11 protein-coding genes are annotated in these 12,044 nt (G+C 38.1%); all 11 read left to right on the plus strand.

Annotation, left to right across the window (positions count from 1 at the left end; all coding sequences use genetic code 11):
• The first annotated feature begins 32 nt into the window (after positions 1 to 32).
• The 11 genes from ACMX9J_RS00445 (at position 33) to copZ (ending at position 12,015) form a co-directional block, all read left to right on the plus strand.
• On the plus strand, positions 33 to 1,430 hold the full coding sequence (locus ACMX9J_RS00445) for a glycoside hydrolase family 28 protein (protein WP_416225300.1): 1,398 nt from the start codon (positions 33 to 35) through the stop codon (positions 1,428 to 1,430).
• Between the two features lie 610 nt (positions 1,431 to 2,040).
• Positions 2,041 to 3,990 (plus strand): beta-galactosidase, encoded by a 1,950-nt coding sequence (locus tag ACMX9J_RS00450; RefSeq protein WP_033578730.1) that lies wholly within the window; start codon positions 2,041 to 2,043, stop codon positions 3,988 to 3,990.
• A gap of 95 nt (positions 3,991 to 4,085) precedes the next feature.
• Positions 4,086 to 5,450 carry a glycoside-pentoside-hexuronide (GPH):cation symporter gene (locus ACMX9J_RS00455; RefSeq protein WP_028413691.1) on the plus strand — a complete coding sequence of 455 codons (1,365 nt, stop codon included), beginning with the start codon at positions 4,086 to 4,088 and terminating at the stop codon, positions 5,448 to 5,450.
• 117 nt (positions 5,451 to 5,567) lie between these two features.
• A complete protein-coding gene (locus tag ACMX9J_RS00460) occupies positions 5,568 to 5,813 on the plus strand; it encodes a DUF2164 domain-containing protein (protein WP_013082790.1) in 246 nt (81 codons plus the stop codon).
• 243 nt (positions 5,814 to 6,056) lie between these two features.
• On the plus strand, positions 6,057 to 7,553 hold the full coding sequence (locus tag ACMX9J_RS00465) for a CoA transferase (protein ID WP_416225301.1): 1,497 nt from the start codon (positions 6,057 to 6,059) through the stop codon (positions 7,551 to 7,553).
• A gap of 344 nt (positions 7,554 to 7,897) precedes the next feature.
• Complete coding sequence (locus ACMX9J_RS00470) at positions 7,898 to 8,095, plus strand: IDEAL domain-containing protein (protein ID WP_013082792.1); 198 nt, start codon at positions 7,898 to 7,900, stop codon at positions 8,093 to 8,095.
• A 226-nt stretch (positions 8,096 to 8,321) separates the two neighbouring features.
• Entirely contained in the window at positions 8,322 to 8,741 is a 420-nt protein-coding gene (locus ACMX9J_RS00475) for a universal stress protein (RefSeq protein WP_028413689.1), read from the plus strand.
• Between the two features lie 542 nt (positions 8,742 to 9,283).
• A complete protein-coding gene (locus ACMX9J_RS00480) occupies positions 9,284 to 10,660 on the plus strand; it encodes a sensor histidine kinase (RefSeq protein WP_416225302.1) in 1,377 nt (458 codons plus the stop codon).
• A gap of 1 nt (position 10,661) precedes the next feature.
• Positions 10,662 to 11,342 (plus strand): response regulator transcription factor, encoded by a 681-nt coding sequence (locus ACMX9J_RS00485; protein ID WP_047751141.1) that lies wholly within the window; start codon positions 10,662 to 10,664, stop codon positions 11,340 to 11,342.
• A 119-nt stretch (positions 11,343 to 11,461) separates the two neighbouring features.
• Positions 11,462 to 11,794, plus strand: coding sequence for a metal-sensitive transcriptional regulator (locus ACMX9J_RS00490; protein WP_013056612.1), 333 nt, complete (start codon positions 11,462 to 11,464; stop codon positions 11,792 to 11,794).
• Between the two features lie 14 nt (positions 11,795 to 11,808).
• Positions 11,809 to 12,015, plus strand: a complete 207-nt coding sequence (gene copZ, locus ACMX9J_RS00495; RefSeq protein WP_013082796.1) for a copper chaperone CopZ — start codon at positions 11,809 to 11,811, stop codon at positions 12,013 to 12,015.
• Positions 12,016 to 12,044: the final 29 nt, after the last annotated feature.

A 12,044-nucleotide genomic window follows, 5' to 3' on the forward strand; every position in this document is an offset into this window, starting at 1 on the left:
TACTAGATTGTTAAACGAAAGGGGAAAAGCTAGTGAAAAAATATGTGCTTTCTTTGTTTGTGATGACTCTGATGCTTATTTTACCGTTTTCTGCCCAAGGAGAAGCTCTTTCAGCAAGTGAAAAAATAACAGCAGTTAAAGAACAAATTCAGCCTCCTTCATTTCCGAACCGTACGTTTAATATTAAGCGGTACGGAGCAGCAGGAGATGGAAAGTCTGATTCAACGGCTGCTTTTAAAAAAGCAATCGAAGCGGCTAACAAAGCAGGAGGAGGGCGCGTTGTTGTTCCACCAGGAACTTATGTTACCGGTGCGATTTATTTAAAAAGCAACGTAAATCTTCATGTAATGAAAAAAGCTACCATTAAGTTTAGTCAAAATCCTGACAAATACTTACCTGCTGTCTTAACAAGATGGGAAGGCGTGGAGCTATATAATTATTCACCGCTTATCTATGCTTATAACGAAAAAAATATTGCGATTACAGGAGAAGGTACGTTAGATGGACAGGGTGATAACGAACATTGGTGGCCCTGGAAAGGAAAAAAGGAGTTTGGATGGAAAGTAGGAGAGCCCAATCAACAGCAAGATCGCGATTTGCTGTTTAAAATGGCAGAAGAGAAAGTTCCTGTTAAAGAGCGCGTATTTGGCAAAGGGCACTATTTGAGACCTAGTTTTATTCAGCCTTATCACAGCAAAAATATCATGATAAAAGGTGTAACCATTTTAAATTCGCCCATGTGGCAAATCAACCCTGTCTTAAGCGAGAACATTTTAATTGATGATGTAAAAATTATAGGTCATGGTCCTAATAATGATGGAGTAGACCCTGAATCGAGTAAAAATGTGCTTATTAAAGATTCTTATTTTGACAATGGAGATGATTGTATTGCGATTAAGTCGGGGCGTAATGCAGATGGAAGAAGAATCAACGTACCAAGTGAAAATATTATTATTGAAGGAAACGAAATGAAAGATGGCCACGGGGGCGTTGTGATCGGCAGCGAAATATCAGGAAGCGTCCGGAACGTATTTGCTCAGCACAATGTTATGGACAGTCCCAATCTAGACCGGGCGCTGCGCATTAAAACAAATTCAGTTCGCGGCGGAACGATTGAAGATATCGACTTTAGCAGCAATACGGTCAAAAGCGTTGGCAGTGAAGTGATTCAAATAGACATGTACTATGAAGAAGGAGACACAGGGAATTTTACGCCCGTCGTTCGTAATATCAACATAGAAAATTTGCAAAGCAATGGAGGGAAATACGGCTTATGGATTCGAGCCTATGAACGTTCTCCCGTTACAAACCTAACAATTCGCCATTCTAATTTCCAGCATGTTGCAACCCCATTGTTAATGGAAAATGTAAAGAACCCTGTGTTTGAAGAGTTTTGTATAAATGGCAGCTGCATGAATACAAATCCGTAAAAGGGCGTGTTCATAATCAGCTGCAAGTAAGAGGTAGAACAAACGTATTTTAGCCCAAGAAGTATCCGCACAATGAATCGAGATTATCGATTCATTGTGCGGTCTTTTTTTTGTTGTGATGGTGAACGTAGGATCAATGTGTTAATAATGGTAAAAACCTGCTCTGGAATTTTTACTATTTTATAGATAAGTCAAATGACTCTTACTAATTGATAGATAACATGTATGAAAGAAATGACTTTTGAAGATTGTTTTCTAAGCAATTTATTACCTAAATGTGGATGTGGGGAGTGTGAGGGAAGATATATAAAAGAATTATAAAAACATTTGTCTTTGTAAGCGTTTTATTCTTTATTTTAATAAAGAGCAAAAAAAGGATGTTTTTCTCTAAATTTTTACCATTGAATATTTTGAATAAAGTTCATAAAATAAACTTGTAAGCGTTTTAAAAGATTAGAAAGTATGTATCTTAAAAGTTGAATAGAGAATTATTTATGAAGATAGGAAATGTGATTTTTTTGCTTTTGATCACCGTTTCCAAGAATACCTTAACAAGTAACAGCAAAACGTTCATTTAATGAAATAAAGAAATAGATAGGAGTAGAGAAAAATGTACATCGGCGTCGATTATTACCCTGAACATTGGCCAGAGAATATGATAGAAGAAGATATCCAAGGTATTAAAGAGTTAGGATCAAATATGGTGAGAATAGGGGAGTTCGCTTGGCATCTTATGGAGCCTAAAGAAGGGCAATATGACTTTTCTTTTTTTGATAGCGTTATCAATAAGCTTAAAAAACAGAATATTGACGTTATGTTTGGTACCCCTACTGCCACTTTTCCGGCTTGGCTTGCGAAGCAGCATCCTTCTATTTTATCAAAAGATGAAAATGGGGCGGTCAGAGCATTTGGAGGAAGACGTCAATATTGTTTTAATTCTCCTCTTTACCGGCAGTATAGCGCTCAGATTACAGAACAACTAGTAAAGCACTACTGCTCAGAAGAAGCAATCGTAGCATGGCAAGTTGACAATGAATTTGGCCATGAAGGCAGTGATATGTGTTACTGCGAACAATGTCATAAAGAGTTTCAGCAGTTTTTGGAAAGAAAATATAAAGATATTCATGAGTTAAATGAAAAGTATGGCACTATTTTCTGGGGACAAACGTATAACGACTTTACCGAAGTGCCTATGCCTGTAAAAACAATTACGACACACAGCCCTTCGTTAAAGCTAGACTGGGCCCGCTTTCGCTCTTTTTCGTTAAACAGATACGCTCACGAACAAACAGCGATTGTGAAGAAATATAAAGGTGATCACCAGCTGTTGACCACGAACGTATCAGGAGGCTTTTTTGATAAATGGTTCGATCATGAAGAAAACTTAGAAGTAATGGACTTTGTATCCTATGATAATTATCCGGTATGGGGCGGTCAAACAGAGCCAATTACCCCGGCTCATATTGCACTAGGTCATGATTTTAATAGAGGCTTGTTACATAAAAATTTCTGGATTGTAGAGGAATTAATGGGTGCTCAAGGTCATGATATCATCGGTTATCTACCGCGACCTAATCAGGCAAAAATGTGGTCTTATCAAGCTTTTGCTCATGGATGCACGAATATGCTGTATTTTCGCTGGCGCGGAATGACAAGAGGAGCTGAGCAATACTGCTACGGAATTGTAGGTCACGATAATCACTATGGAAAACGTTACAAAGAAGTTCAGTCGTTATTTAGTGAAATCGTTCATTACGAACATGTGCTTGAGTCTGATATTAAATCGGAGATTGCCGTTTTATATGACTATGAAAATATATGGTCATGGCGTTTTCAGCAGCAAAGTGAAGGATTTGACTTTACGCAAGAGCTTCTTAGAGGGTATACACCGTTTTATAAGTTGAATACACCAATTGATGTTATTCCTGCTACAAGAGATTTTTCAAGCTATAAAGTACTGGTTGTTCCGGCTTTGCAAATCATTGATAAAGAACTAGGTAAAAGATTTACTGAATTTACTGAAAACGGAGGCGTCATCGTTTTTACGTTTAGAACCGGCATTAAAGACAAACAAAATAATATTCACTTTAAACAGACGCTGCCCGGATATGTAAAAGAAATAACAGGGATTGAAATTCATGAAGTGGAAGCACTGTCTTCTACTCAAAAAGCAGCTATTAAAGGAAAAGGACCGTATGAAGGAGAACAAGCAAGTGCGTCCGTGTGGAGAGACATTATCACACCTGTAACAGCTGAAGTGCTGTATGAGTATGATGATCCATTTTATAATCAAGCGGCTGTAACAAAAAATCAGTTTGGTCGCGGGACGGTCTATTATGTAGGCTGTGGAATTGAAGGGCAAACGTTTGAAAAAATGGCGCTTGATATTGTAAAACAGCAGCAGATTGAGCATACGGAAAGTGAAGATGGAGTTGAAGTATATCCTCGCAAGCTTGGAGAGACAAGTTATTACTTCCTTATGAACCATACGCCAGAAGTAAAAGTATTTAAAGATATTGTTCTGCAGCCTTACGAAAGTCGAGTTGTAGAAAACATGTAGTAGCAATAGGACACTAGAATCTCATAAAGCAATGAGATTCTAGTCACTCATAATATGATATGAAAGCGTTTTATAGGAGAAGGGAGTTAGGTTACATGAACATGGGGGTACAGTCAAAAGTTTCTCTCAAAACCGTATTATCATACGGAATGGGGAGTTTTGGAAACAATATTATTTATGCATTAACAAGTACATATTTAATGATTTTTTATACGGATAGTGTAGGATTAAATGCTGCAGCCGTAGGAACTTTATTTCTTATTGCTAGGATATGGGATGGGATTGCGGACATTATTATCGGAATGATTGTTGATAATACAGAAACGAGATTTGGTAAGTTTAGGCCCTATCTTTTAATAGGCGGATTTTTTGCAGCTGTTGCTACAGTCGCGTGTTTTATTAGTCCGGATCTTTCTCACACAGGAAAATTAATTTATGCTTATATCACTTATATCGCGTGGGGAACAAGCTTTGCTATCATGGATATTCCTTATTGGTCGCTTTCAGCAACGATTACACAAGATGTAAAAGAACGAAACAAAGTTGTGGCTTTTCCTAGAACCATTGCAGCAGTAGGGTCTTTATTTGCTAGTTTATTAACTCTTCCACTAGCTCATTATTTTGGAAACTGGTTTATGCTTAGTCTTATTTATGCGTGTATCTTAATGATTACAATGATCATCACATTTTCAGGAGTAAAAGAAAACTATACCGTAAAAAGACAGGAAAAGCAGACGCCAAAAGCAGTTTGGAACTTATTTATTCAAAATAGACCGTTGCGCTACCTGATTTTCTCAATGCTTTTAGTTGAAACAATTTTAACGATTCGAACTACGTTTTCTATTTACTATTTTAAATACAATTTAAATGCAGAGAACATCGCGTCTCTTTATTTAACCTTATTTTTCACAGCACAAATTGTAGGAGCGATCGCGTCTCCTTTCATTTCAAATAAATTTGGAAAGAAACGTGCAGCAATAGGGGGAATTGCCCTAAATGCTGTAGCCACTCTTACAATGTTTGCAACGGGTTTCCACGTTATGCCAGTGATGATTTTAAGCTTTTTAGCTTCTTTTGGCGGTGGAGTTAGTAACATTGCTCAAACATCTATGCTCGCTGACTGTGTAGAATACGGCGAATGGAAAACGGGGAACCGAGCAGAAGGAATGGTGTTTTCTACGAATATTTTCAAAACAAAGGTCGCTTCAGCAGTGGGTGGAGCAGTAGGTGGGTACATCCTTTCAGCAGTAGGGTACGTGCCAAATCAAATTCAGTCACACAGCACGCTCATTTGGATTGCTTTAATCTTTACGATTATTCCGGGTATTCTTTGCTTGTTATCACTTGTCCCACTCGTAAAATATGAGTTGACGGAAAAGAGATATTTAGAGATTTTACAGGATATGAAAAAACGCTCAAGCCGCATAAAAGAAAAACCGGCTATGAAAGTGTCTAGCTAATTCAAATCAACACAAGCATTGTACACAAAAATCACAAGAAAAAAAGACTGCATTTTCTCAGCTCCTCTTGCTATGATGTCAGGTAGACAGATATCAATGTAAAGAGGAGTTTTGTTTATGTTTATTAATTTTTCAAAAGAAGACAAAGATAAAATGCTGAATGAAATTCAAACGTTTTTTTATAACGAACGAGATGAAGAAATCAGTGAATTTGCAGCGGAAAATGTATTGGAGTTTATTAAAGAACATATAGGTCCTCATTTTTATAACCAAGCCATTAAAGATGCGGAAGATATTATGAACCAGGTCATGCTTTCTGCAGAAGAAAATTTACATGCATTAAAAAAACCAATCGAAAAGTAGTTCGAAAAAGAAAATATGAAATAGGAAAAAAGCGTTTTATGTACAAAAACATAAAGCGCTTTTGTTTGTTTATGAAACAAATTATTTGTTCGCCCAAGTGATATATGATACATTCGTTTTAAGATAATATTAACGTTAACGTAAAGGTTATATTTAAAGTGTTTTGATTTAACTTGATGAGGGCATAACTTCAGCAAGCAGGGACATAATGAGGTAATTATATGAGGAAAGAAGGGACTACACATGAGCAACATTACGAAAGGTCAGCTAACAAAATCTATTGTGAAAGCAAATGAAAATCGTTTAACGGATAATAGTGATTTTGATATCTATCAAGAGCTGGAAAATGTGCTTCAAGGAGTCGACTTATCAGCAAAAGACAGTGGAGGAAACATTACATTTTACGGAGAAGATCCGATTGTTCCTAGTACGCTGCGACTTGCTTCAGCAGCAGCTATTGCACTGGTTGCTAAGTCAGTAGCTGTCTCAAAAATTTGGAGAATACGCGGAGGAAAAGGTCAAGATATTCATATGGATTTACGAAAAGCGATCCGAAGATTATCACCTTTTTACGATAAAAAATGGGAAAAGCTTAATGGGTATGCCCCGAGTAAAGCAAATGATCCTTATAATCCATTAGGCTTTCGCTTTTATCAAACAAAAGATGGCAAATGGGTAATGCCGCTGAATCCGTATCCACGCTCTAAGCATGAAACGCTCAAGCTATTAAATTGTATAGAAGACCCTGATGCAGTGGCAAAAGCGATTCGCGGATGGAATGCAGAAGAATTGGAAAAAGCTGCAGCGGAGCGAGGAGTTATCATGCCAGTTGTGCGGACAATTGAAGAGTTTATGAATGAGTCCGTGTATGAAGAAGTAGCGCAGCTTCCTTTGATTGAAATTGAAAAGATTGGAGAAAGTGAGCCGATTCCTTTTTCCAAGAATCCTAAAACGCCGCTAGATGGTATTCGAGCATTAGGTCTTGGTCACGTTATTGCAGGAGCAGGATTCGGTAGAGCTCTCGCTTTACACGGTGCGGACGTCTTAAATATTTGGAAGCCAACGGATTGGGAGCATGATACGATTTACGCTACGTCTAATGTCGGTATGCGCTCTTCAACGCTGGATATCGGTGAAAAAGAAGGAAAAGAAAAAATGGTTGATCTTCTAAAAGAAGCCGATATCTTTTTTGGGAACCGTCGCTACGGATTCCTAGAGAGATACGGTCTAACAGCTGAAGAGTGTGCAAAATTAAAACCTGGAATCATCCACTGCACCGTTAACCTGCACGGAACGCAAGGAGATTGGGCAAAAAGAAATGGATTTGACCAAACAGCGGGAAGCGTAACGGGAGTCATGGCGTTAGAAGGATCGCCAGAAAATCCTAAGCTGCCTCCTATTGTAGTTGTCAATGATTATGCAGTTTCTTGGCTGCTTGAAGTTGGTGCTTTAATGGCATTGGAAAGAAGAGCAAAAGAAGGAGGCAGCTACCGCGTGCGTGTATCATTAGATCGCGTATCTTTATGGATTTTATCAATGGGCATCTATGATAAAACATACGCCCATCAAACAGCTGGTTCGTCAGAGAAGCATGAGTACATTGCACCGGATCTCTTTACAGCCCAAACACCTTTAGGATTGTACCAAGGGCTTACAGAACAAATCGAAATGTCGGAAACTCCAGGGGAATATAAGACGGTTCTCGTTCCTCGAGGTTCTTCACGCCCAGAGTGGTTGTGATAACAAGAGGCTGAGACAAAATTATTTTAGTGGAAAGAAAATCCGAACGATGAATCGAGATTCTTGATAAAGGATCCAACTCGTTCGGATTTTTTTGTTATTGTGATGAACGTAGGTTTCGTTTATGGGGGTAGGTGTTTCTAGCGCTTGCACGGAAATCAACAGCGGTGTCACAAGCGGTTCAGCTCATGTATCCAATTTGTTTGTCTTTAGATTGAATTGATTTCGCTATGTCTTAATCTCGGTTTTTGGGGGTCAAATTTAAAATGAAAAATAAGAAAAAATATTTGAATAATTATATGATTTCTTATATAATAGCGAAAAGGATGAGGAGTTGACTTGTAATGGAAAACTATACGTCCCGCAAAATGACACGAGAAGAAGTAAAAGTATCAGACGCGACAGCAGCTCAACTAGTGCTAAACAAATCTCTTCGTGACTTTAAAAAAGCACAGCTTTTACTGCAAATCGATCAGTCTTTAGAAAAAAGAGATAAAGAAACTTTTTTACGTTTAACTGAAGAGTTAAAAGAAGTTTGTTAAATAACCTACTAACATAAACAATCAGCCTTTGCTTCTAGTGAGCAAAGGCTTTTCATATGGAAAAAAACGGATAAATGTTTTGTTTTTTCTGAAAGCGGTAAAAGTATAGTATGGATGATAAAGCAAAAATCAAGAAGTCTCTTACTTTATTATTTTTTGCTTTATCATCTACAGCATCTAGATGGTAATACATCATGAAAGAACAAAAAGAGAGAGGGTTCTTGATATGTATAACAAAATCTTAGTCGCCTTTGATGGTTCCGCACCTTCTATTCGTGCTCTTCAACATGCAAGTAAACTAGCTGAAAGCGTAAATGCTAATAAGCTGACAATTGTACATATTAAGGAAAGAATTCACTTGCAGCAGCCTGTTTTTAGCGTTGACTTGGACGCACTGATAGAAGAAGAAAACCGCGATATTTTATCTGAAGCTCACAATCATTTAACTCAATCAGGTATTCCATATGAGGCATACGGTGTAGAAGGCACCGCTTCAAAGAAAATTATTGAATACGCACGTGACAATCAACAAGACGTCATTGTGATAGGAAGCCGAGGAAAGGGCTTTGTTAAAGAGACCTTTCTAGGAAGTGTAAGTCACGAAGTTGCTCAATCGGCAGAATGTCCTGTTATTATTGTTAAATAAAAAGAGGCTGAGGCAAATTTAGTTAAAGAAAAATCCGAACGATGAATCGAGATTCTTGATGAAGAATCCAACTCGTTTGGATTTTTTTATTGGTATGGTGAACGTAGGTTTCATGTATATAGTTGCTTCTAGCAGTTGATTGGAGGGTAAGACGAAGACTCCTGCGGGGAAAGCGGAACAGGTGAGACCCCGCAGGAGCGTAAGCAACGAGGAGGCTCAGCGGCCGCCCGCGGAAAGCGAAGTCTTGCACGGAAATCAACTGCGGTGTGACCAGTAATTTATACTAGCTCCCTTATCCAATTTGTTCGTCTTTAGATTAGAGTGATTTTGTTATGTCTCAATCTCTTTTTGCTTTTGGATTATGTATTGCTGCACGCTTCGTAAGTTCGAAATTTGCTGTATGATAAACTTACTTCATACGCTAAGCTGTCAGATACCCGTGGTAAAATGTCAAAGAATAATCGTTATTTAATTAGGTATGTTTTATTCTGCACAGTTTCTTCATTTATTACTTTTATAATGAAAGCAAGGGATGTGAATAAATGAATCGTATTTCTATTAAGCTTGGACTCTTGTTTTTAATGTTCATTTTACTAATTGAAGCCGCTCTCTTTTTCTATTTATATAGCGGTCTTGCCAATACACGAATTTCAGAGGAGCTGCAAAGCTTGCGTTTAAGAGGAAACAGTCACCGGGAAGTATTAGAGAAGCATCATGATTCTGCTACGCTTAACCATGTTGCACTGATGGAATCAGAAGCAGAAACTGATGTTATCATAACGGATAAAACAGGGGAAATTATCAGTTCGTCTAGACCTTTAATTCAAGGTGCAAGAAAAGCAGTAGAGAAATGGAAAGGAAAGTCTCTTACATATAAAGGTGAAATTATGCAAGGCGACTGGAAAAGCAAACCTTATATCGCCACGGCATCACTTATTAAAGAAGGCCATCAACAGTTCGGAACGGTTTATATGTTCAAAAACACAAAGGATATTCACGAAATGATTGCGAGACTACAGCATCATTTTTACGTAGCGGGAGCTGTGTCCGTTTTATTTTCCATTGTGACTATTTTTGCTCTGTCTAAATTTATAACCGCTCCTTTAATCAAAATGAAAAAAGCAACAGAGAAGCTGAGTCAAGGAGATTTGTCTGTGAAACTTGGCGCTCATTCAAGAGATGAACTTGGACAATTAGGAATGTCCATTCAGTCGTTAGCGAATGAGCTGCAGCGATTACGAAAAGAGAGAAATGAATTTTTAAGCAGCATTTCACATGAACTTCAAACTCCTTTGATGTATTTAAAGGGCTATGCAGACGTAGCGAGAAGGCCTTCTAATACACCGCAAGAACGTGATAAGTACCTTGCTATTGTGGAAGAAGAAGCAGGAAGAATTTCACAGTTAGTCAAAGATTTGTTTCAGCTGGCGCAGCTGGATCAGCATACATTTTTTATTCAAAAACAAAAAGTAGAGCTAGCTACGTATTTGCACACCGTATGCGCGCATTTTCATTTAGCTTTAAAAGAAAAGGAGATGGAGTTGGAGATAAGCTGCCCTCAAGGTCTTTACGTTTCACTAGATCCTGAAAGATTTCAGCAAGTGATTATCAATTTACTTGATAACGCAATGAACTATTCAAAAGAAGAGACCAAAATTGATTTAAGTGTAAAAAAATCAGCTGAATCATTGACAATAACTCTTAAAGATCAAGGAATAGGCATTCCAGAAAAAGATCTACCTTACGTATTTGACAAGCTGTATCGAGTGGAAAAATCCCGCTCGAGAAAAAGCGGAGGCTACGGATTAGGCTTATCAATTGTAAAGGAGATTGTAGAAGCTCATGGAGGAGAAATAACAATCACAAGCGAGACGGGAAAAGGTACGACTGTAGAGATTGTATTAAGAGAGGATGGATAGGATGGCAACTATTTTATTAGTAGATGATGAAGCAAGGATGCTGGATTTACTAGAACTTTATCTGCTGCCAAACGGATTTACATGTATAAAATTTGAAAAAGGCACAGAAGCGCTGCGCTATCTTTATGAAGGTAACAAAGCAGATTTGATGTTATTAGATATTATGATGCCAAGCGAAGATGGGTGGGAGATTTGTCAAAAAGTAAGAAAAATGTCTGATCTACCGGTCATTATGCTCACAGCCCGCAGCCAAACGTTAGATGTAGTAAAAGGATTAAATATAGGGGCAGACGACTATATTACCAAACCGTTTAGCGAAGAAGAATTGGTTGCACGCATCGGTGCGGTTCTTAGACGTTCGTTAAAGGAAAAACATGAAATCACCTACAAAGGGTTAGTATGGAGCAAGGAAAATCACGTATTACAATATAAAGATCAGCAGATTCAAGTAACGCCTAAAGAGTTTGAATTGGTGGGGTTACTTCTTCAGCATTTAAATCGTGTGTTCAGCCGAGACGACTTGCTTGTGTTAGTGTGGGGATATGAGGCGGAGATTGGAGACCGTACTATTGACTCTCATGTGCGAAATGTTCGGGATAAGCTTAGAAAAGCGGGCTTTCCCGTAGACGAATACTTGCAAACCGTATGGGGAATAGGCTATAAGTGGGTTGATGTTAGTTGAAAATGATATGAGCATAGCTACTGAAATTGGTGAAAAGATAAAGTAAGCAGAAGCCAGCTTTTCGCTTTACATAGGGTAGGGGGGTATAGTATCATGAAGTTATGAAGGGAGGATGTTAGATGGTCGAAGCGAATCACATGAATAGTGAAGAAAAATGTTGTACGATAAATAGTGAAAGAAAAAGTCACCATTCTCCAGAAGTGAAAAAAAACCTAACAAGCCGATTAAATCGAATTGAAGGACAAATTCGAGGAATTAAAGGATTAATTGAAAAAGATACGTATTGTGACGACGTGATTACTCAAATCGCAGCTGCGCAGTCTGCTTTGAATAGTGTAAGTAAAATTTTGCTTGAAGGTCACTTGAAGCATTGCATTGTAGAACGTGTGCAAGATGGTGATGAAGAAGTAGTGGATGAATTATTAACAACCATTAAACGATTAATGAAATAAAGGAGATGCTAGAAATGGAAAACGTAACATTATCAGTACAAGGAATGTCTTGCGGTCATTGTGTCAAAGCTGTTGAAGGCGGCGTAGGCGAACTTAATGGCGTTAAAAGCGTAGAAGTAAGCTTAGAAGATGCAAAAGTAACGGTTGCATTTGATCCAAGTCAAGTAACGGTCGAAGATATTAAAGAAGCTATTGATGACCAAGGTTATGACGTAGCATAAACAGCATCGCGTGCGAATACCTTCGCACG

It is taken from the genome of Priestia sp. RMT2NF4, from assembly GCF_047872835.1.
Lineage (GTDB): Bacteria > Bacillota > Bacilli > Bacillales > Bacillaceae_H > Priestia > Priestia zanthoxyli.